This is a genomic window from Cytobacillus dafuensis, from assembly GCF_007995155.1.
GTDB lineage: Bacteria > Bacillota > Bacilli > Bacillales > Cytobacillaceae > Cytobacillus > Cytobacillus dafuensis.
Genome location: NZ_CP042593.1, coordinates 2392913 through 2415087 on the forward strand (window position 1 = coordinate 2392913; position 22175 = coordinate 2415087).

Sequence of the window (22175 nt, forward strand, 5' to 3'; positions counted from 1 at the left end):
TCCCCCTATCCTTCCGTACTATCAATTGCTGAATTAAGCCATTTCATTGCTTCTGTTCGAAATGCCAAATAATCTTCTTTTTTAATTTCTCTTTCACCATATGCGGCCTCATCAAATAAAAGGGCAAGAATGAAAAATTGATTAGCCCATTTTTGATTTTCCTTTCGCAATTCATCATAATACTCCCAATTTGTTTTCCATATTCTTGCTTCCAGCCAGCCCTTATCGTGAAAATAGAGGAGTAACGCTAAAAACAAATGGCGAGTTGATTGCGTATACTCTTCCAAAGCTTCTAGTTTATTTGCTTCCATTAGATGCATTTGATACGACCAATCCATTTCCTTCATCGATTGCAAAGGCTTTTTTTCTCGGAGCAAGCGGTTTCTGTATTGATTTCGTACGAGAAAGAACACGATGAGTCCTAATAAAGCAATGACAGCAACAATGAGGATTATGAGAATGAATCCCGCCGTCCCATTTGATGGTGTAATGGACGGAAATAATTTTGCTAGCTGATCTGCTAACCATTCTTTCGCATTTTCCCACCAAAGCTCAAGTGCATTTTTTGATTCGTTGTAATAAACTTTATATTCTTTGTCATTTAAGATTTTCTGAATCTCATCTCTTGCATTGCTTGAATTTATCATGAATTTTCACCTAGCTTAAATAGGTTCTTTGAACTCCGCAATCATATCTTTAATATCGTCTGCATCATTTCTAATTTTCAAATCAAAATACATAACACCATATCCAACTGATAGGATCATTGTTGTAAATAGGGTAGCTAAGTTCACAATCATTGACAGTAGCACACTTTTTCCTAATAAAACACTAAAGGTCATCTCTAACGTAAAACTAATGGTAGAAATAATTAAAAAGAAAAGAATATAAAGCCCCATTAAGATCCAAGTTCGTTTATTTGTAAGTCTCCAGCTTCTCGTAAACCCTGGTGCATCTCTATCAATGACTACAGAACCAAAATAAAAACTCCAGCGCGTTAATAAATATCCAATACCAACTGAAAATCCTAGAAATAAAACAATCGCCATGATGATACCAATTGCTGGATGCAAGAACCCGAATATGACACCTAAAAAACTAATAATCATAACTGGTATAAATATAAAACCAAATACTATTAATCCAAATAAAATACTGCTTCCAATGATTGGCCAAAATCTCGAAAATGCTTCTTTTATAACAGAGCCAACTGTGTATTCTTCATTTTTTCTAATATGATTTAATGCGAATAAGATTGCAGCCTCAGCAACAGGAAATAAAATTAATCCGAATAGTCCAATAAATATGATTCCTAAATTAGCACCAATGCTTGTCGCCATTTCTGATTCAGCATAGCCTGATAGAATTTGTTCATACCAAACATTTCCGCTTCCAAGCTCCCTAAAAAAGCTAACACCTGATAGCAGCTGGATGATGGCTTGAATCAAATAAACTGGTCCTATTAAAATAAGTAAAATCATAAAGAAATCTTTAAAACGATTTTTACTTAAACTAAAGGTATGATCCAATATTTCACTAAAACTCTTTGGCTTATTAAACTTTGTGTCCAATTTTTTAAACCTCCTTTTATTGATTAATAATAACATTTATTTTATCATTCTTCTGATCAACTTTGAGTAAAAAGTTGTAAAAAAACGTAAAAATAGGGCCTAACCCCCAATGATGAACGATTTCTTGCAGTGAGGGTCAAGTCCTAAATAAAATAGAGTTTATGTTTATTTTTTTCATATTTAACAAATCATGCAATAGTAAGCATTAGTTAATGAATTTTTTTATACAATCATTTCGTTAGTTGAAACATCGTTAGCTTCTTTTTTACTGTAATACTTACCCTTAGTTGTTATAGCTAAAACGATGGTAAGTATGAAAGCTAAGATTGCTGCAAAAAAAGCTGCTACATTTTGTAGGAAGACACCAAAAAATCCAAAAGCAGCAAACGAACCAACAATGCTTGAAATAATTAATGATACAACGCCTACTGGATTCCAAGCGTATAAATATTCTTGACGATGCTCAAAGTAATTGGGACCTATTCTTAAAACTTTCTTTACTACGAAGGCATCACTAACTAAAATTGCTCCCCAGGATAGTAGAAATACTCCTTGAAAGGTTAGTAAGCTACCCAAATGGTCCATTACTCCACCTAGCATTAATATGATGGCTGCAACGGATGTAAACACAACCCAAAAGGTTCTACCTGGCTTAAATTTAAATATATTTTCAAAAAAATTAGCTAATGATAGTGATCCGCTATAAAGGTTCGTTATATTAATCCTTAATTGAGTTAGAATTGTAAAAATTGCTCCCCCGATGCCAAGAATTTGAACAAAGTATATCCCTGGATTTTCTTCTGCCATTCGAACTCCGAACCATATACCGATGATCCCCATTATTAAAAAACATACGAGCTGAGGGATAAATCCAACGGCAAATACTCCGATTTTAAATTCTTCTTTTTTAATAAATCTTGCATAGTCTGATACAAGCAGAGCCATAATTCCGACTAATCCGTTCATTATCCCTATACAAGCAAGGAGGCCCGCTCCCCCGACTTGGGCACCTTCGGGCAAAAATGTCCAAACATTACCGGCAATTTTAGGTGTCATATTAAAGGCTAATATAAATCCGGCACCTAACAACACAATAAAAATTGGCATAGACCATTTTTGCAATTTATCTAACTGTTTAATTCCAAACCAGTTAAGTGGTATTACAAGAAGACCGAATGTCACCATGAAAACCCATATTGGAATGAAGGGTATATATTCGTGAACGGCAAATGCCATGATAGCTCCTTCAATTGCACAGTACATAATAAAATTCAGTGCATAAATAAGGGAGGTTATGGAAGCACCTAAATAGCCGAATCCTCCACCTCTTGCCAATAAGTTGACATTTAAGCCTGATTTAGCAGCGAAATAACAAATTCCTATGCCTAGTGCACCTGCAACAACAGTTGCATAAATTTCCGCAAGCAAAGCATTGACAGCTCCGAAGTTTACTGCCATTAAACTCCCCATTTGAATAAAGAGCATGGCGGTTGCCACTCCAAGTGTTACATTCGTAATACTTTTCCATCCCATTGTCCTACCTTCTAAAGGAACCTTCTCTAATGCAAAATCATCTTTCTTTTCTTCTTTATTATTCCCTTCAACAATATCAGCAGTCGGTTTAGAAATTTCAGCCATTCATTCCACCCCTTACTTAATTTTTTTAGGAACAAGGGCCAGAAAGCCCTTGACTTTTATGTTAATTCCAATATTTTAATGAACGTTTTTTCATAGATTCCCTAAATTGTTCAGTAGAATTCAATAATGCTTTATTTGTGGAATAATCCATAATTACTCCATATTGACGAATGACATCTAACTTATCAATCTCTTTATTTCGAAACATCTCTTCAACTTTCAATGGATCTTTCTCTAACCATTGTTTCCGATGATTTCTTATATTCTCCCTCTCATTCTTTGTTTCTTCGTAATCAATTTCAAATAAATCAATATCTCGATCTATTTCTTTTATAATTACACCATAGTCCTTTCTTGCTCTTTCGATTGAGACATACTCATCGATCACATCTTCTAACAGAGCTTTTGGATCTCTTTCTAGAGGATCACCTAACCCTCCCCCACCAGCAGATGGTCTGACAAACGAGTCTCCGCATTTCACTTTAACATTAGAAAAAATAGCTCCTAAATATTGTTCATCCTCCTTACCTGGATTTAGCCAGGCCCCATGTGGATAGGATGGCAATCCTCCTAAAATCCCCCATGTTACCGAACGGGAACGGTCACAGCAATAAGACATGACTGAGTTATTAATTTTTGAGAGCACTCCCCCTTTTTCAACACCACAGCCGCCTCGGTATTTTCCAGGTCCTGCAGAATCTGTAATGATTTGATGTTTCGTTGTAATAACAGGAGAAAGTCTTTCTTGTCCTTCACATGGCTGTACGCTCAATCCGACGCCAAACACGGGAGATGTGGCATTTGCCCCATCACGGTCAAAACGGCCGCCGTGGCCTCCAGCCATCCAGTCATACCACATAAAGTAGCTATTATTAATAGTCCTTTGATCGTTCCCGCCAATTAATAAGTACTCTAAATTGAAGGAACAAGCAATCGCTCTTTCAGGCATGATATTTGACCATAATTCAAAACAAGCATTCATTATCTTCTCATAGGCACCAGAACAGAACCCGGTCACAGCGATTGGAGCAGGAGCATTTACGACAGAATTTTCAGGCAATTCTACTCTGACCACTCGATAAAAACCTGAGTTTAATGGGATTTCTGGGAAAAAGGTTTTTGTTCCTGCATACGTTGCAGATAAAGAACCGCCAAAACCTGAATTTAAAAAACAGCTTATATATTGATGTGATCCACTTAGATCATACAAAATTTCGTCTTCGGAAATGGTCATCTTCACATGAATGGGAATTAGACCATCACCTAGTTCTGGGTCCATGTCGATATAATCAACTGTCTGCCAAGTACCTTTTGGTAAAGAGGAAATTTTGACTTTGGCTAATCGTTCAACATAATCTTGTACTTCTGCAAATGCGATTAGTGTAGTTTCAATGCCGTATTTGTTCACGATTTCAAGCAATTGAGTTTGCCCTACTTTTGCAGCCTCTACTTGTGCTCGTAAGTCACCACTTCTCTCTTCAGGAATACGCATATTAGATGCTAGGACGTTGACGACATCTTTTAAATAAATCCCTTTACTATAAATTCGTACAGGTGGAATTCGAACCCCTTCACCATAGTGTTCTTTTGCATTTATATCAAAAGACCCTGGAGTGGATCCGCCCATATCTGCCCAGTGCCCATTCGTCTGCATTAACGCAATTAATTTTCCATCATAAAACACTGGCAGTACAACACGTGTATCATTAAAATGAGTCCCTCCGCGATATGGATCGTTCACTAAGAACACATCACCAGGATGAATGTCATCTTTAAAATCCTCTAAAACAGCCTTAGCTGTTAAATGCAATGTTCCTACATGAACCGAAATGTCTTGTGTACCTTGCATGACAGTATTTCCTTCAGCATCACAAAGTGCGCAGCTAAAATCACGATTATAAATAACAAATGAATAACAAGTCCTTAAAATTTGTTCTGCCATTTGGTCAACTAGGTTGACAAAGCCATTTTTTAATACTTCAAAAGTAACGGGATCTAAACGATTTCCATGAGTCTGTTCAGAAACTTGATTAATACTCATTGCCTTTCACCTCTTTATTATTTATTTAAAGTGAGAATCAAATTTCTATATTCATCAACAAATGCAGTGAAGTCTGGTGGTATAACTGTTGTTGCATCAAGCTGATCAACGATTGCTGGTCCTTGAATTTCTGAGAATACTGGAATTTTTTCTCTTTCAAAAACTTTTGTTGCAACAAATTTATCTTCAAAATAAACATCTCTTACTTCCTTGAGAGCATCTTCAAGACTGCCTGATGGACCGTACTTTGGAAATTCCGGCTTTGGGACAGTTCCCAATGCAGTCAATCGTAAGCCGTAAATCTCGACTGATTGTTTCCGATCCGAATAAGCAAATTCACGTTCATGTTCCAAATGGAATGCTTCTAAGGCATCTACTAATGAATGCGCTTTCAAATTGATAGGTATGGCTAATGATCTCCACTGTCCGCTATATCTCATATCTAAAAAGCTCATAAGTGTCGAGTTTTCCTTGGCCACTCCTTCTTCTTCTAACAACTCTTTTGCCTCTTTTTCCATTTTAGAAAACTCTAATTCTAGTTCATCTATTGTGACATGACTAAAATTCTTAACATATGTTTTTGAAATATCATGACGTACATCTACAAGTAAGCACCCCATTGCTGCAGCTACTCCAGGATGAGGAGGAACAATAACTGTTGGAATTTCCATTTCCTTTGCTAAATGAGCTCCGTGTAACGGACCTGCTCCACCAAAAGCAACAAGAGCAAATTCTCTTGGATCATAGCCCCGTCTCACGGAAATCAATCGTAGTGCATCACACATATTTGCGTTTGCAACTTCAATAATGGCATTAGCCGCTTCGACTGTTGAAAAATTAAACTCTTTAGCAATTTTGCCAACAGCTTCTATTGCTTTCTCCTTATCTAGCTTCATTGTCCCGTCTAAAAGATTGTTACCAAGTCGTCCAAGGACTAAATTTGCATCCGAGTTCGTAGGCTCCTCACCTCCTCTTAGATAACAGGCTGGACCAGGGGTAGCTCCTGCACTTTGCGGCCCATTACGTAGCGAGCCACCATCATCCTTCCAGGCTAAGCTCCCTCCACCAGCTCCGATGGTCAGTATTTCTATACTTGGAAAACCAATTGGGTACCCATATTCGATATACCAATCTTTCGTGATTCTAATATCGCCATCATACATGAGAGATATATCTGTACTGGTCCCTCCCATATCTAGTCCAATAGCGTTGTTAAAACCGCATAGCTTGGCGATATGTTTACTAGCTATTGCTCCTGCAGCAATACCAGAACTGGCAACTCTTGCAGCAAAACGTGGGACAGTACCAGAGGTCATGACCCCGCCACCAGAATGAAGAACGAGTATATCATCGTTATATCCTTTTTGTTCCATTTCTCCTTCTAATGTGTAAATATATTTACTAATAATAGGGCCTAATACTGCATTAATAATGGTAGTACTCATGCGTTCATGCTCAAATATTTCTGGTAAAACTTCATTTGAAATACAGACATATACATCTGGTAGCTCCTCCTGAAGAATCTCCTTTACCCTTTTTTCATTCTCGCCATTTACATAGGCATTCATAAAACAAACGGCAATCGATTCTGTTCCCCGCTTGTTTAATTTCCTTGCAAGCTGACGGACTTCTTCTTCATCAATATTTATCAAAACATTTCCGTTATAATCTATTCTTTCGTTTACTTCAAACCGGTCTCGTCTTTGAATATATGGTTTTGCTGTATCTTTATAAGCATCCCATAAATCTAATTTTGTTCCCCGGCGAATCTCTGGAACATCTCGAAATCCTTTCGTTGTAATCAATGCTGTCTTAGGCAGCTTCCTCTCTATTAGAGCATTGGTACCTACAGTGGTTCCATGTGAAAACATTTTTATGTTTTCTCCTTTTAATTGCGCTTTTTCAATCCCATCAAGTATTCCCCGTTCAGGATTTGATGGTGTGGAAGACGTTTTCGTAACAAAAATTTCCCCCGTACTTTCATCAAAGATGAATACATCTGTAAATGTTCCGCCTACATCGATTGCAAGTCTTGACTGTCTCATAGTGATTTACCTCCTACTATCATTGGTATTTAGTCATTTTATTATTTATTTAATATTATTAATATTCAGAATATAATTTAGACATTTTTCTATATTTTTGGAGCAGTACTAGTTAACATGAATATGTTTTTGTATTATTCTAAAGATATAAAAAATATTAGGGGAGATATAATGAATACAATCTTTATTGCTGGTCATGCTAAATTACCTTCTGGAATGGCAGCCACGAATGTTTTTGAAACATTGACGATCACGGCAGAAATTGATAAGAAATATGGGGTTATAGTAGATGCTTCCTGCACATTAGCTACTGAACACGGCAGAGATTATATTACGATGCTATTAAAAGGCCATAGTTTAAGAGATGGTATTGATAAGCCTCAAGAATTACTAAGAAAAGGCTACTTGGGAAAGGCGAATAACGCATTAATTGCCGCATTAAAGGATCTCCATAAACAATATGAAGTTCATTTTCAATAAAATTTTTAAGATAAACTTGGGGGCACTCTAATTGATTGCCCCCATACTCTGTTAAAAAACTAGTTAGTCATAAGGAAAGAGTTTTAATAGTGCAGGATGATACATGCTACTCTTGTTATGAAATTCCAATAGATACATATTTCATTTCTACGAATTCCTTAATTCCCTCTCTCCCTCCTTCTTTTCCGAAACCGGATTCCTTCATTCCGCCAAAAGGAGCTTCTGCTGTTCCAGGAAAGACATCATTTATTCCAATAATTCCATATTCAAGCGCTTCCATCATTTTAAATGCGCGGTTCGTACTTTCTGTCATGACATAGGCTGCAAGACCATATTGAATATGATTGGCTTGTTCAATTACTTCATCATCATTCTCAAAGTATTGAATGGGAAGGACTGGGCCAAATGTTTCCTCATTCATGACCTTCATTTGATTAGTGACATCCGTTAATATTGTTGGCTGATAGAAATAACCTTGTATTGGGCCGTTCCACTCCCTGCCACCTACAACTATAGTTGCTCCACTCTTAAGTGCATCTTCTACATGGTCTTTTACTTTCTCTAGAGCATCTTGATCAATTAAAGGTCCCATATTCGTATCATTGTCTACTCCATTGCCTATTTTCATTTCTTTCACTTTCTCAGTTAGCCTTTTTACAAATTCCATTGCAATCTTATTTTGTACATAAATTCTATTTGAACAAATACAAGTCTGGCCGGAATTTCTAAATTTACTGGCTAGAGTTAAATTAACCGCTAAATCTAAATCTGCGTCATCCATTACAACGATAGGGGCATGCCCTCCTAGTTCCAATGACAGTTTTTTTATGTGCTGGGAGCTCTTTTTCATTAATTCTCTTCCAACTTCCGTTGAACCTGTAAATGTAATTAATCGCACATTTGGATCTTCAGTCAATGTATCTGCAATTTCTTTTGCATTACCAGTAACTAAATTTAATACGCCTTCTGGGAGTCCAATCTCTTCGAAAATTTTTACAATTGCAATAGCTGTTAGAGGGGTCTGAGATGCTGGTTTTAGGATAACTGTACATCCTGCAGCAAGTGCAGGAGCAAGTTTCCTTGTAACCATTGATGCAGGGAAGTTCCATGGAGTAATGGCAGCAATTACCCCTATTGGCTGTGGTACAACAAGTAATCGTTTATTAGCTTTTGAGGAGGGGATGATTTCTCCATAGATTCGGTTCCCTTCCTCCGCGTACCATAATAAGTAGCTAGCTGCAGACTCAATTTCTGCCCTGGCTTCAGATAATGGCTTCCCTTGCTCAGATGTTAGGATTTTAGCTAATTCCTCTTTTTTCTCGATCATTTTTTCAAAGCCTTTGTATAAAAAGGCCGAACGTTCCCTTGCTGTTTTTTTTGCCCATGAAGGAAACGCAGCTTGTGCTGCGGCAATGGAATCCATTGCTTCATGCTTGCCTCCGTAAGTAACCTCTGTCAAAATATCCAGAGTTGCTGGATTTAAGACTGTCCTTGTTTTCCCGTCGATTGCATCCCGCCATTTTCCATTAATATAGATTCCTTTTTCCTTTTGTTCAGTTATCAGCACATTGGCTCCTCCTTACAAACTGTTTTGTACGGCTAATAGTGCTTCACGCAATATAGATAGGAGCTCCTCAATCTCTTTTTGATTAATAACAAGAGGTGGAGAAAAGACGAGAGTATCCATACCTTCAAAAACAACGGTTCTAATAATTAATCCTCTTTTTGCTGCTTCAGCGCTTACTTTTGGAGCAATATGGGCAGGGAATCTAGTATTTGTCACTGGATTTATTATTTCAACTGCCCCAATTAAGCCCAGAGTCCGAACCTCGCCCACAATATCAATTTCTTTTTGTATTTTATAGAATCCATCTAGTAATTCTTTACCCATTAAACGGGAATTCTCTATTAAGCTTTCTTTCTCGATAATTTCAATATTTTTTAAAGCTACAGCACAAGCAGTTGCATGACCACTGTATGTATATCCATGAAGGAGAACGCCTTCTGAATATTTAATTAGATCTTTGTGGATTCGGTCAGTAACAACTACAGCGCCTAGTGGAATGTAACCGCTTGTTATTCCTTTTGCTAGGAGCATGATATCAGGAACAATGCCATAATGTTCACAAGCAAACATTTTTCCTGTTCTTCCAAACCCAGTAATGACTTCATCTGCAATAAATAAAATATTATTTTCGTCGCATATTTTTCTGATTTCTTGAAAATATCCGTCAGGAGCTATATTCACTCCACCTGCACCTTGTACAGGCTCAGCAATAAATGCTGCAATCTTATCTGGACCTTCTATTTCAATACATTTGCGAAGAGATTCAGTTGAAAACGTATCTACATGAAGAAAATCTGGAGCCAATGAAGACGTCATTTCTTGAAAAGGAGTAATACCTGTCGCGCTAGTCGCCCCAATATTTACTCCATGGTAGCCTTTCTTCCTTGAAATAATTTTTGTTTTTTCTGGAGAACCTTGGATCTTCCAATAATATCGTGCAAGTTTGTAAGCGGTATCGTTAGATTCAGACCCGCTTGATGTAAAGAAAACAGCATTTAAATCACCTGGAGTAAGCTCTGCTAGTTTTGCTGCAAGGCGTATCGCTGGCTCGTTGCCCATTGAAGAAAAGGAGTTTGTGAAGGCTAGCTTTTCCATTTGCTCTCGTGCAGCTTCGGCCAGTTCCTTCCGACCGTAGCCTACATTTACATTCCATAAAGAAGCCATGCCTTCCAAAACTTTTTTCCCACTTATATCAGTTAAATAGACCCCTTTTCCTTCTGTGAAAATAAAAGGTGCACCTGTTTCTTGCTGCTGTTTCAAAGAAGAAGTTGGATGGATAAAGTGTTTCTTATCTAAGTCAATTAATGTTTCCTTTATTTCGGTTTTAACCACTTTTCATCACTCCTTAAAAGTTTGTTCTGTAATGGGATTTGTTTTTATGTCTTTTAAATTTGTTATCCGAATGAAGAAGACTAGCCCAAAAATCCACCAAACACCAAAAATAATCCATTCATAAGGCCATATTAGTGATGCAGGCATGCCTGGCATATACAAAATTATGAAGCCTACACTTAAGATCGTAGCTAAAACACCAATCAAATTGCTTTCTCCAGCTCGAAATGGACGTTCTAATTCTGGCTGCGTTTTCCGAAGAACAACAAATGAAACAGAAACAATAAAGTAAGCGATTACAATTGAAAGACCACCAGCGTCCACGAGCCATACTAAGGCGGGACGACCGAGAAGAGGACTTAAAGTTGCAAGTAAACCGATGATAAAGATGGCATTACTCGGCGTTTTATATTTTGGATGCAAGTGACTAAACCATTTTGGAAGCATCCCGTCCTGAGCCATCGCGTACATAACACGGCTCCCACCAATGATAAAAGCATTCCAGCTGGTTAATATTCCTGCGATTCCTCCAAGTATTAATATTTTTGAGAATACTGCAGAGCTGAACACCGCTCCCATTGCATCAGCGGTTGGTAGACTAGAAACTTGAAGCTGGCCGTCATTTAATGAAAGCGACACACCTAATATGATAAAAACATACCAAAATATAGCTAAGAACACCGATAAAAGTAAAACACTTCCTACAGTTTTTTTGGGAATGTTCATTTCTTCCGCCATTTGTGGAATGACATCAAAGCCCACAAACATAAACGGTGTCATAATCATCACTGCCATGATGCCAGCCATTCCTCCAGTGAAAAGTGGTGATAGATTACTTATTTCTCCGCCAAAAGCAGATCCAAAAATTAAACTTAGACCAACTAAAGCTAAAAGAATAGTCAATATCAGTTGAAGAAAAGCTGCTTGTTTCACACCAATCCAATTAATCCAAGTAACAATAATTGAACCTATCATACCAACTGCAACCCAAGAAAAATAAACATCCCAACCGGCAATCGTCCACATATATCCAACCTGATAATTTGGAAAAATATATTCAATGACTGTTGGCAAAGCTACAGCTTCGAAAGCAACTACTGAAATGTATCCGAGCAAGATGGACCAAGATACAATAAAGGCTGCTTTAGGCCCTAGAGCTTCTCGAGCAAAATGATGTGCTCCACCTGTTTTTGGCAAAGCAGTTGTCAATTCTGAGTAGACCAATCCTACAAAAGTAACCATGATCCCTCCGATAATAAATGCAATAATCGAGCCAGCAGAGCCTGCTTTCAATATCCAATCTCCGGAAAGTACGACCCAACCCCACCCAATCATTGCTCCAAAGGCTAAGACAATAACATCGGCACGTGACAATACTCTTGAAAACTCACCTTTCTGTGACATCCATTCCCTCCTACATTAAGACTTAAATGCACTTAAAACTTTAGTTATTCCCTCACTTTTTTTTAAACAAAGTGAGGGAAATTTACGTAAGTCTCTGATGGAAGTAATTTAATAATATTTAGCTATTTACCATATCTTTATTTTGTTCAAACGGCCAAGCAGGCAATGGTTGATTCAACGGTTTATCATTTCTGAAACCTAGTACATATTCAGCCTGCATGATCGTGTGGATTTCGCGAGTTCCCTCGTAAATAACAGGAGCTTTAGAATTCCTTAGGAAGCGTTCTACTGGGTACTCACTTGAGTATCCATATGCTCCATGAATCTGCACTGCGTCATCGGCGGCTTTATTAGCAAAATCACATGCCTGCCATTTTGCTAAAGATGTTTCTCTAGTATTGCGTTTACCCTGATTTTTCAGTTCTCCAGCCCTGTACACTAATAAACGGCTCATTTGGAGGCCAGCTTCCATATTCGCAATCATTTGTTGTACAAGCTGGTGCTTCCCAATATCTTTACCAAATGTTTTTCTTTCATGGCAATACTTGACACTTTCTTCTATACTTGCCATGATCAATCCAACTGCTCCTGCAGCAACCGTGAAGCGTCCGTTATCAAGTGCTGACATGGCGATTTTAAAGCCTTCACCTTCTTTTCCAAGTAAATTCTCTTTTGGAACTCTTACTTGGTCAAAAAACAATTCACCTGTGTTTCCAGAGCGAATTCCGAGCTTTCCTTTAATTGCACGAGATGAAAAACCTGGTGTTGTTCGTTCTACAATAAAGGCAGAAATTCCATGATGTTTTTTTGTTTTATCGGTATACGCAAATACGAGAAAATGATCCGCAATGTCACATAAGGAGATCCATGTTTTAGAACCATTAATAATGTAATCGTCTCCATCTTTTACAGCTGTAGTTGTAAGGGCAGCCACGTCCGAACCTGCACCTGGCTCTGTTAAACCAAATGCACCAATTTTTTCTCCTTTTGCTTGTGGTACGAGATATTTCAATTTTTGTTCTTCAGTTCCCCATTGCAAAATGGTTAAACTATTTAATCCTGTATGTACGGATACAGCCGTACGAAATGCGGTATCACCTCTTTCAAGCTCTTCGCATACTATTGCTAAAGAATTATAATCCATGCCGCTACCGCCATATTTTTCAGGAATACAAACTCCCATTAGATTTAATTTTCCTAAACGATCAATTATTATAGGATCAAACTGTCCATTCACATCCCACTCTTGCATATAAGGAATAATTTCCTTGTCTACAAAACTCCTTACCATTTTTCTTAACATATCTTGTTCTTCTGTATAATCAAAATTCATATAGATCCTCCTTCATAGGTATTATTTAAGTTTTAATACTATTAACTCTTAAACAATCTTTTCCTCCATTAGTTTCACAATTTCATCTTTTGAAAATCCAGCTTGCTGAAGTACTTCACTTGTATGTTCTCCAGCCAAGGGCGGATGCCGTTCCATTTTCACTTTTGTTCTAGATAGTTTTATTGGAGAACCAACTAGTTTTACTTTTCCTGCTTCAGGATGAGTAAAATTAACAACCATCTCACGTGCAATAATTTGAGGATGGGTAAAAACTTGATCCATTGTTTGGATAGGTCCACAAGGAATTTGATTTTGGGTAAAAAGGGTTATCCAATGATCAGCTGGTTTTAATTGCAGTTGATTTTCAATAATTCTAGTAAGTTCCTTACTGTTTTTTACTCTTGCATCATTTGTTTTATATTTTTCTAGATAACCTACTTCTGGAATTCCAATAATTTCACACAAGGTGGAAAACTGGCGGTTATTCCCAACAGCAATAATCATTTCCCCATCCATTGTCTTAAAAGTCGAATAAGGAACAATATTTGGGTGATCATTTCCAAGTCTTTTTGGTACGTTTCCGGATATAAGATAATTACTTGCCACATTTGCAAGAGAGCTAACAGCAGTATCCAATAGGGACATATCAATTTTCTGACCTTGTCCCGATTTCTCTCTTTCATATAAAGCAGCTTCAATAGCAATGGCTGAATACAACCCGGTAAGTATATCTACCATTGCTACACCAATTTTAATAGGACCGCTTTCTTCGTAACCTGTGATACTCATAAGTCCGCTCAACCCTTGGATGATATAATCATATCCAGGCAAGTGACGATCTGGTCCTGTTTCTCCAAAACCTGTTATGGAACAATACACTAATTTTGGATTGATTGTCTTCATTGTGTCGTAATCAAGCATCCATTTTTCCATCGATCCTGTTTTAAAATTATGGATAAGAACATCTGCTTCTTTTGTTAACTTACGAATGATTTCTCTGCCTTCTTCTGTTTTTAAATTTACAGTTATGCTTCGTTTATTTCGATTGGCACATAAATAATAAGCACTTACTCCATTTTGAAATGGTGGTCCCCAGCTTCTTGTTTCATCACTGCCTCCAGGAGCTTCCACTTTAATCACGTCTGCTCCAAGATCTGCCAAAATCATCGTACAGTATGGACCAGCAAGAACCCTTGTTAAATCTACTACTTTAATACCATCTAAAGCAGCCTTCATGTTCTACACCTCCTTGCAAATAAAGTTCCTAAAAACACAAAAGCCAGCCCTATCACGTGAATGTGGTAAGGACTGGCTAGATGATCCATTATAACCATCCGGCAAAGGATGGACGTGGAATCTTATCAGTCAAATGAAAGGATTTAAAGTAGTTTCTTCTCTATCCTTCTGCTGATTAAGCAGATAGGGTGAAGAAATTATTTTAATCTTATCTTAATTTTCTGAATTTTGCAAGAGATTTTTAATCATTCTATTTTATGTTTTTTGAAATTCTATTTATTTCCTGGAGCTGGCTGATCAACACCTTTAACACGGTGTCGATGACCATCATCTTCTGTTGTATAAAAATCATAATAATGAACATGCATGCCATTTCCAACTGGAATAGCTGGACCTGAATAAGCCTTATAATGATGGGTATGCCCATTTTCAAAGATCACATATCCCTCTGTATAATGAATATGGTTACCATCCTGAGTCTGTATTGCCGGAGAAGTGACATCTAAGCACTGATGAACATGCCCGTCTTCCACAAACGTATAATCAACGGAGCCATGATTATGGTGTGGTACAAACCCGTTTACAAAATCATCTTTTCCTACCTTAGCCAATACCTCCACCCCTTCTTTACTACAACTTCATTACTCATAATATTTTTAAAAAGTGAAAATATGTTTTTACTTTTTAATTGGATTCTACTAATCGAAAGTCAATTCCATTCTATTCTACCAAGTAAGTATTTTTATAATGAGCAAGCGTCAACAATGGGAAAATGTAGCGATAGCTGTGGTAGTGGATATAAAAATCCCCTGCCATTCCTTGGCCTTTTGGATATTCGGATGTCCAGTCCTCTATATTGATATTGTTTAATATGAATTTAATCCCTGAATTTATCTCTTTTGTCGGCTGATCGGATACCGAAATAAGGGTATCAACTGCCCATGCAGTATCAGTTAAAGTACTTGTATTTAATGGAATGTACTTTCCTTTTTCATCACTTTTGCATGATTCTCCCCAGCCGCCGTCATGGTTTTGAATTTCCTTCATCCACTTAACAGCTTTAGAAATGGTATGATGCGCCGGAAGTAAACCTGTTGCCATAAGCCCGGTAATCGCTGCCCACGTGCCATAAATATAACAATTTCCCCAACGTCCATACCATGAACCATCATTTTTTTGATCTTTCATTAACCAATGTACAGCTAATTTGATTGAAGGGTGCTCTTTTAGTAGATTCGTATAATTACCTAGAAATTCAAGTGTTCTTCCTGTTAAATCAGCCGTAGAAGGATCACTTAGAATGTAGTTAGCTTTTTCTATTGGAATAAGCTTGATCCATTTACTATCTGTATCTTTTTCAAATGCTGGCCAGCCTCCATCCTTATTTTGCATGGAAAGAACCCATTGAACTCCTCTTTCCCAGGACTGAAAGAAGCTTGGGGCATGCTGAACACTTCTTGCAATAGATCTAAGTGATGCCGTTGTATCATCTACATCAGGGTGAAGAGTGTTAATGTCTGCAAATCCCCATCCTCCGGGAAATGCTTTTGGATTATGAATGATCCAGTCGCCATATTTGTAATGCTGCCGTTTTAATAAGTATTGGTTAGCCTTTTTCACCATTGGATCTGAAGGAGGCAGTCCTGCCTCCTGTAATGCATAGTTAATTAAAGATGTATTCCACACCGTAGCAGTTGTATATTGCATATGAGGCAGTCCATTGATTTCACATTTCATGTCCATAAGACCTTTGACAGCATTTATTATGATTGGATGTGTTTTTGAATAACCGAGAGATAAAAGCGCGAAAATCATCAAAAATGTAGAGCTAAAATAACCATATAAGGTTCCATCCTTTTCAATGCGGGTTAGCATATAATGTTTAGTCTGGTCCGTGGCAAGCTTGTGGATATGGCTGGGTAGTCCCATTAAACGATCAATGCCATTCTTTATTGAAGAATACAGTGATCTCCATTCAACAGATTCTCGATCAAATTCACTATCCTCCCTTACTTTTAGTTCCGATAAATTAGGGCTATTTTTAGTTTTGAGACGAAATTTTCGATCTGCTAATAACATAATTGGCGCCATGTTTACTCTCCCGTACTCTGGGAAGCTATAAAAATTTATTGGAAATGAAAGCGGAAGTAAGATCAATTCTAATGGTATCGGAAAAAACGGCGGCCATTTAATCTGCCCCGTAATGGCAAGCATGATTTTTGTAAACATATGAGATTTTTCAATCCCGCCTTTATTAAGAATAAATTGCCTTGCTGCTCTAAGTCTTTCATCATTTTTTTGATAATAACCAGAATAAAGCAGTGCATAATACGCTTCCAAAGTGATTGAAATATTTCCTTCTCCATCATGAAAAAGCTTCCATGCCCCATCTTTTTCTTGCTTGCTTAAAATTCTCTCCGTTAGTTGATAAATCAATTTTTCATCATTTATTTCTAATGACCTTAATAAAATGATCATATAACTGTCAGTAGAAATTCCTGTTTCAAAGGGATACGTCCATGCTCCGTTGGGAGTCTGGTCTTTCTTTAATAAATCAATAATCTCATCAATGCCTTCTGAGATGTCATTTTTCACTACACTCATCCTCTCCCAATATAATTAACTTTACAAAATACATATTCACGAATATAGAAGGCAATTCATTAAGAGGTGATTAATATCTTTAGTAAGCTCTTTCTTCAACAAGATCCCCCACTTTCTGAGTCTCTAATAAAAATCAAGAAAGAGTTAAAGAGAAAGTCTAGACCATCTTCCTTTAAAGCTAAATTATCACATGAAGAAGAAAAGCTTATAAGTCATATCAAATTTCGGACGAGTCAATTAAATATAAATAATGTGACAAGAACAAAGGCCTATCTTGATTTTTATTTGCATCATCCTGAGATACACTGGGCATTTTTGGGTCATATGGTTTCGCGAAATGGCGGCTGGAATATGACTGATTTAAAAGGTGGCATGCTAACAAGATTATTGTCAAAAAAAGAAAAAATATCATTTTTTGCATTTTTAGAGCGTGGAAATTGGTTGATTTTTCAAGATGCATTCCCGCAATTTATGCTTTATGAAGAAAGCCTAATTTGCGGGAAAAATCTTTTTTATTTATTGCCATATCTCAATGTATCAACTTTTATGGAAACCATTTGGAGTCATTTTTTAAGTGAACAGGACAAATATATTCTTACAATAGCCCTTGTCATTAATGAACAAAGCTATTTGGAATCAAGAGTTTTACAAAATCCATTATTTAAGAAGAATGTCTTCAATACATTGGAGTTCAAGATTCAAGATTTTCTGTCAATGAATCATGTTCTCTTCCCTTATTATAAAAATGGGAAGTTAAAACTAATTGGACAGACACTTCAACATTTTGAAAGCTTACATGAGCGGATATTATTTGGAAAAAGGCTGTATGATATTCTTTATGGTGAACAGTATCGATTACAAATGGTTGAAAAGTGGGCGTTTGAAAATCCACATACAGGATCAAGAAAGGATTATTGGCCACAGTTTTTTAATACAATTGAGGAAGGTGTACCTGAGAAGATTTTGAAGCCAAAAATAAAATCATGTAAGCTAATTCCAGGTGCTTCTAGAATATATAGTCCAAGATTGGAATTTGCATGGAAAGATACTGAACATGAGTCTGCAGAGTTAGGAGACTGGTACAATAAATGGCAAGTAATCTATTATTTAAAGAAATCAACTGAAAAAATAGATGGAGAGATTGAAAATGAATATTGTAAAACCCTCGAAAGGCTCGAATTTGCAGCCATTACAAAAAAAGTACTTTCGTATCGTGAATAAAACAACTCTTCCAATTCTCCTGCTTGCAATAATAGCGGCTACCTATCTAGACCTTTTTTTTGTAGGAAAAGGCTTATACTCCTTTCCTATAAGGCCAATGCCTGAAGTTTTTTCTATCAATATAGCATTTACATTAATTGCACTCCCCCTTTTTATTATTACGTTTCTTTTTGTTTGCAGTAAAATTAATTTATGGCAAAAAATTGTATTCATTATCATTCTAAGTTTAATGATGTCTTCAATAGAAAAAGCAGCAGAATCATTTGGTTTTTTTTATCATCATGAATCTTGGAAGCATATTTTCTCATTTTTTGGATATATCATATATTTATCAATTATTTCTATCATTTATAAATTTTATAACCGATGGTAAAATAATCAATTATTTCACTATTTTGATATAAAAAAAGCGATCTTTATAGGATCGCTTTGAATTAATTAATTTCCATCTTTAAATTCTTTCCAAGCAGTAATTCCGCCTTCTAATAAGGTAACATGATAGTTATTTTCGGCCAAAATGGCAGAGCATTTTTTTGCAGAGTTGCCTGTTGTGCATGTAACAATAATCTCTTTATTAATTGGTAAGGAAGGAAGAGGTTGGTTATTTCCTTCTTCTAATGCAAAAATTAAAGATTTTTCTAAATTAATACTATTAATATTTTCTTCATTAATATGATAGTTATTGTATTTTTCTTCTGCTCTTACGTCTAAGATATATACTTCTTCATTCTTTTTTATTTTTTCAGCAAGTTCCTTTGGAGTAATTGAATTCATCACTTAAGCCACCTTTATTTCATAAGTATCATTATCATTATTATCATCATATCATAATTGTGTATCAACAATATATTTAGATATTTTTTCTAAATCTACATTTCCACCAGAAATAACGGTAGCCACTTTTTTTCCTTGAAAAGGTAATTTATTAAACATAGCTGCAGCAATTGTTGTGGCGCTGGACGGTTCAATTAGTTGCTTCATCCGTTCCATCACAAAACTAAACGCATTGCGGATTTCATCTTCACTGACAAGAACGATATCATCCAAGTATTTCATTAATACTGGAAATGTTAGGTCACCAGGCTGATTCGTTCTTAAACCATCTGCAATCGTTACTGTACCAGGAATCGAAATGATTTCTTTGTTTTGGAAGGAAATAAATGTATCATTGGCCGTGTCAGGTTCCACTCCAATAATTTTTATTTTTGGATTACTTTCTTTAATTGCCGATAAAATGCCTGAAATGAGACCTCCGCCTCCAATTGGAACAATAACTGCATCTACTTCCTCGATTTGTTCTAAAATTTCCAATCCAATTGTGCCTTGTCCTGCCATAATGAAAGGATCGTCATATGGCGGAATATACACACCGCTTTCCTTGATGGCAATCTCTTTTGCTCTCGGTATTCGCTCAGCTGATGTTGTTCCGCATTTTTCTATTTGCCCGTTGTAACCCTTAATGGCGTTTTCTTTGCAAAAACTTACATCCTCTGGAACTACAATCGTTGCAGGAACGTCATATTTGTCAGCAATATAGGCGACCGCTTGTCCGTGATTACCAGAGGAAGCGGCAGTTACGTATTTTGCTCCCTCTTGAACAGATTGAATGACTTTATTCGCTGCTCCTCTTATTTTAAATGAACCTGTTTTTTGTAAATGCTCAGATTTTAATAAAATCTGATTTCCACAAATTTCTGAAAGCTGATTCGATTTTAATATCGGTGTTACATATGTAATGTCTGCAATCCGCTCTCTGGCAGCTTGCACATCCTTTAATGAAATCATTTTTCTGCTCCCTCCTTATTCACTTAGCCCAATAATAAAATCAATTTCAACTGGTGTATTGCTTGGAAGCTCAGCCACTCCAATCGCAGTTCGGGCATGACGTCCCTTTTCACCAAAAATGTCGGTTAATAATTCGGAAGCCCCATCCATAACAATAGATTGTTGTGTGAATCCCGCTGCAGATTGAACGTATCCAGTTATCTTTAACACCTGCTCCACCATATCTAAAGTGCCAATTGCTTCCTTTAAGCAACTCAAGCCTTTTAAAACGCAAATCTTTGCTAATTCCTGTGCCTGCTCAATTGTTACCTCGTCGCCAACCTTTCCTGTATACGGAACTATACCATCTATTCTAGGGACTTGACCGCTAATATACGCGATTCTATTATGCACAGTTACAGGAGCATAGTGGAATAAGGGTGGAGTTGCATCAGGTAATGTAAGTTTAAGTTCTATCAAGCGTTGTTCTATCATTTGTATACTAATCTCCTTTAATCTATCAAATTTTTCATTATCTATGTTCGAGATAGCTCGATAAATACCCTCTAAAAAGGAACAATTCCATGTAAACAGGATTTATCCGAAGTTATTCAAATATTAATAGAACTAAATGTCTGTTGAACTTTTTAAGGAATTTTCGGAAATATTAATGTAATGGTCGTTCCTGTTTGGTATTCACTTTCAACCTCTACTGAACCATTCATACTTTCAACAATTTTATAAACAACCATCATGCCTAGACCAGTTCCTTTTTGCCCTTTCAATGAAAAATATGGTTCACCAAGTCTTGCTACATGTTCAGCTGACATTCCGTGACCAGTATCGGCTATTGAAATGTAAATGTTCCTATTTTCTTCTGACGTGTTTATCAATACACTTCCCCCGTTTGGCATTGCCTCAATACTATTTTTAATAATATTTAATAGTACTTGGTGAAACTTATGCGGATCACCTTTAATTAATCCAGTATGCTGGAAAGATACATTTGTTTCTACATTTTGTTTTAGGAGAAGCGGCCTAAGTATGTCTATGCTCTTTTTGATTTCTTGTTCAATGCTCATTTTACATTCTTCCTCTGGGTGTGGTTTGGCAAATGTCAAGTAATCATTAATGATTTCAGATGCTCGAGTTGCTTCCTCAATTGCGTATTTTGCATAGGCTTTATTATCTTCAGTTGTTTTAGTATTTTCAGCTATCAATTGCAAAAAACCAATAACAGCAGTCAATGGATTTCGAACTTCATGACTAATACTTGCTGCAAGATGACTAACGATTTCCATTTTTTCTAATTTCATCGCTTCAAGATGAAGGATGTATTTTTCTCTTAGAATCTCTAATAAATATGAAACAAAAAATGTCGACGCTGTTAACATAACTGAGTAAATAACAAATGCTTTGAAATCGTGGAACCCAAAAATAAATGAAGGAACTAAATAACCCACGATTGAATAACAGAAGGAGAATATTGTAACAATGACAATTTTCATATGAAATGACTTTTTGAAATAATGGGGAATTAGAATAATGATTATAATGGCAGCACTAGTAGTAGAAAATAATGTAACCCAAAATCCATCCCCTCCTATAAAAAAGCGAATAAGAAGCAGAAAAATTGCCAAGCTAAAAGTTACTCTTTTCCCCCCATAAAACCCACCTAATAGAAAAGGAATGAATCGTAAATCATAAAGAAAACCATCACCTGTTGGAACAGAAAAGAGAAGGCATAGAATGATTTGAACAGCCGCAATGATGAACCAATAGATTTGCTGAATAGAATATCGAAAGGTTTTATGCTTATTCCATAAAAGCATATTGATAAGTAATATTAAGATAAGGATAAATAGTAGATTTATGATTAAGCCCTTAAACATTTCCAACATGGCACACTCCCTGTTTTATATAGAACCATGTTCCTATT

At 36.5% G+C, this 22175-nt stretch carries 19 protein-coding genes; 3 read left to right on the top strand and 16 right to left on the bottom strand.

Annotation, left to right across the window (positions count from 1 at the left end; genetic code table 11):
• Positions 1-5 precede the first annotated feature (5 nt).
• From FSZ17_RS11350 to FSZ17_RS11370, 5 genes are all read right to left on the bottom strand, one after another.
• Positions 6-647, bottom strand: a complete 642-nt coding sequence (locus FSZ17_RS11350; RefSeq protein WP_057770406.1) for a hypothetical protein — start codon at positions 645-647, stop codon at positions 6-8.
• A gap of 15 nt (positions 648-662) precedes the next feature.
• Positions 663-1571, bottom strand: coding sequence for a hypothetical protein (locus tag FSZ17_RS11355; RefSeq protein ID WP_057770409.1), 909 nt, complete (start codon positions 1569-1571; stop codon positions 663-665).
• A gap of 222 nt (positions 1572-1793) precedes the next feature.
• Positions 1794-3209: a purine-cytosine permease family protein gene (locus FSZ17_RS11360; RefSeq protein WP_057770412.1), complete on the bottom strand. Its 1416-nt coding sequence runs from the start codon at positions 3207-3209 to the stop codon at positions 1794-1796.
• Positions 3210-3270: 61 nt separating this feature from the next.
• Positions 3271-5250 carry a hydantoinase B/oxoprolinase family protein gene (locus tag FSZ17_RS11365; RefSeq protein ID WP_057770413.1) on the bottom strand — a complete coding sequence of 660 codons (1980 nt, stop codon included), beginning with the start codon at positions 5248-5250 and terminating at the stop codon, positions 3271-3273.
• Positions 5251-5267: 17 nt separating this feature from the next.
• Entirely contained in the window at positions 5268-7295 is a 2028-nt protein-coding gene (locus FSZ17_RS11370) for a hydantoinase/oxoprolinase family protein (RefSeq protein WP_057770416.1), read from the bottom strand.
• A gap of 171 nt (positions 7296-7466) precedes the next feature.
• Between FSZ17_RS11370 and FSZ17_RS11375 the strand changes: the two genes are divergently transcribed.
• The gene (locus FSZ17_RS11375; RefSeq protein WP_057770420.1) at positions 7467-7775 is read left to right on the top strand and encodes a DUF3870 domain-containing protein; all 309 of its coding nucleotides are present in this window, start codon (positions 7467-7469) and stop codon (positions 7773-7775) included.
• A gap of 115 nt (positions 7776-7890) precedes the next feature.
• Here the strand turns inward: FSZ17_RS11375 and FSZ17_RS11380 are convergent, their stop codons facing one another.
• From FSZ17_RS11380 to shc, 7 genes are all read right to left on the bottom strand, one after another.
• Complete coding sequence (locus FSZ17_RS11380; protein ID WP_146846442.1) at positions 7891-9342, bottom strand: NAD-dependent succinate-semialdehyde dehydrogenase; 1452 nt, start codon at positions 9340-9342, stop codon at positions 7891-7893.
• Positions 9343-9354: 12 nt separating this feature from the next.
• Positions 9355-10674 (bottom strand): aminotransferase family protein, encoded by a 1320-nt coding sequence (locus FSZ17_RS11385; RefSeq protein ID WP_057770423.1) that lies wholly within the window; start codon positions 10672-10674, stop codon positions 9355-9357.
• A gap of 6 nt (positions 10675-10680) precedes the next feature.
• Entirely contained in the window at positions 10681-12078 is a 1398-nt protein-coding gene (locus tag FSZ17_RS11390; RefSeq protein ID WP_057770426.1) for an APC family permease, read from the bottom strand.
• A 118-nt stretch (positions 12079-12196) separates the two neighbouring features.
• Positions 12197-13411 carry an acyl-CoA dehydrogenase family protein gene (locus FSZ17_RS11395; protein WP_057770429.1) on the bottom strand — a complete coding sequence of 405 codons (1215 nt, stop codon included), beginning with the start codon at positions 13409-13411 and terminating at the stop codon, positions 12197-12199.
• 48 nt (positions 13412-13459) lie between these two features.
• The gene (locus FSZ17_RS11400) at positions 13460-14647 is read right to left on the bottom strand and encodes a CaiB/BaiF CoA transferase family protein (RefSeq protein ID WP_057770431.1); all 1188 of its coding nucleotides are present in this window, start codon (positions 14645-14647) and stop codon (positions 13460-13462) included.
• Between the two features lie 272 nt (positions 14648-14919).
• Positions 14920-15258: a YmaF family protein gene (locus FSZ17_RS11405; protein ID WP_057770434.1), complete on the bottom strand. Its 339-nt coding sequence runs from the start codon at positions 15256-15258 to the stop codon at positions 14920-14922.
• Between the two features lie 109 nt (positions 15259-15367).
• Positions 15368-17242, bottom strand: coding sequence for a squalene--hopene cyclase (shc, locus tag FSZ17_RS11410; RefSeq protein ID WP_407643435.1), 1875 nt, complete (start codon positions 17240-17242; stop codon positions 15368-15370).
• An 84-nt stretch (positions 17243-17326) separates the two neighbouring features.
• Between shc and FSZ17_RS11415 the strand changes: the two genes are divergently transcribed.
• Entirely contained in the window at positions 17327-18472 is a 1146-nt protein-coding gene (locus FSZ17_RS11415; RefSeq protein ID WP_057770717.1) for a DUF2515 domain-containing protein, read from the top strand.
• The gene (locus FSZ17_RS11420) at positions 18399-18845 is read left to right on the top strand and encodes a CBO0543 family protein (RefSeq protein ID WP_057770440.1); all 447 of its coding nucleotides are present in this window, start codon (positions 18399-18401) and stop codon (positions 18843-18845) included. Before FSZ17_RS11415 ends, FSZ17_RS11420 begins: the two co-directional genes overlap by 74 nt.
• Before the next feature lie 65 nt (positions 18846-18910).
• On the opposite strand, the gene FSZ17_RS11425 is transcribed toward FSZ17_RS11420, so the two are convergent.
• From FSZ17_RS11425 to FSZ17_RS11440, 4 genes are all read right to left on the bottom strand, one after another.
• Positions 18911-19246 (bottom strand): rhodanese-like domain-containing protein, encoded by a 336-nt coding sequence (locus tag FSZ17_RS11425; protein ID WP_057770443.1) that lies wholly within the window; start codon positions 19244-19246, stop codon positions 18911-18913.
• 51 nt (positions 19247-19297) lie between these two features.
• Positions 19298-20257 carry a threonine ammonia-lyase gene (locus tag FSZ17_RS11430; RefSeq protein WP_057770445.1) on the bottom strand — a complete coding sequence of 320 codons (960 nt, stop codon included), beginning with the start codon at positions 20255-20257 and terminating at the stop codon, positions 19298-19300.
• Between the two features lie 15 nt (positions 20258-20272).
• The gene (locus FSZ17_RS11435; protein WP_057770448.1) at positions 20273-20731 is read right to left on the bottom strand and encodes a RidA family protein; all 459 of its coding nucleotides are present in this window, start codon (positions 20729-20731) and stop codon (positions 20273-20275) included.
• Between the two features lie 152 nt (positions 20732-20883).
• Positions 20884-22137 (bottom strand): ATP-binding protein, encoded by a 1254-nt coding sequence (locus tag FSZ17_RS11440; RefSeq protein ID WP_057770453.1) that lies wholly within the window; start codon positions 22135-22137, stop codon positions 20884-20886.
• Positions 22138-22175 lie beyond the last annotated feature (38 nt).

Excerpts from the sequence above, each read along its gene's own strand:
- FSZ17_RS11350 (WP_057770406.1), bottom strand. The coding sequence starts at position 647 with ATGATAAATTCAAGCAATGCAAGAGATGAGATTCAGAAAATCTTAAAT.
- FSZ17_RS11360 (WP_057770412.1), bottom strand. The coding sequence starts at position 3,209 with ATGGCTGAAATTTCTAAACCGACTGCTGATATTGTTGAAGGGAATAAT.
- FSZ17_RS11365 (WP_057770413.1), bottom strand. The coding sequence starts at position 5,250 with ATGAGTATTAATCAAGTTTCTGAACAGACTCATGGAAATCGTTTAGAT.
- FSZ17_RS11370 (WP_057770416.1), bottom strand. The coding sequence starts at position 7,295 with ATGAGACAGTCAAGACTTGCAATCGATGTAGGCGGAACATTTACAGAT.
- FSZ17_RS11375 (WP_057770420.1), top strand. The coding sequence starts at position 7,467 with ATGAATACAATCTTTATTGCTGGTCATGCTAAATTACCTTCTGGAATG.
- FSZ17_RS11390 (WP_057770426.1), bottom strand. The coding sequence starts at position 12,078 with ATGTCACAGAAAGGTGAGTTTTCAAGAGTATTGTCACGTGCCGATGTT.
- FSZ17_RS11395 (WP_057770429.1), bottom strand. The coding sequence starts at position 13,411 with ATGAATTTTGATTATACAGAAGAACAAGATATGTTAAGAAAAATGGTA.
- FSZ17_RS11400 (WP_057770431.1), bottom strand. The coding sequence starts at position 14,647 with ATGAAGGCTGCTTTAGATGGTATTAAAGTAGTAGATTTAACAAGGGTT.
- FSZ17_RS11420 (WP_057770440.1), top strand. The coding sequence starts at position 18,399 with ATGAATATTGTAAAACCCTCGAAAGGCTCGAATTTGCAGCCATTACAA.
- FSZ17_RS11425 (WP_057770443.1), bottom strand. The coding sequence starts at position 19,246 with ATGAATTCAATTACTCCAAAGGAACTTGCTGAAAAAATAAAAAAGAAT.
- FSZ17_RS11430 (WP_057770445.1), bottom strand. The coding sequence starts at position 20,257 with ATGATTTCATTAAAGGATGTGCAAGCTGCCAGAGAGCGGATTGCAGAC.
- FSZ17_RS11435 (WP_057770448.1), bottom strand. The coding sequence starts at position 20,731 with ATGATAGAACAACGCTTGATAGAACTTAAACTTACATTACCTGATGCA.
- FSZ17_RS11440 (WP_057770453.1), bottom strand. The coding sequence starts at position 22,137 with ATGTTGGAAATGTTTAAGGGCTTAATCATAAATCTACTATTTATCCTT.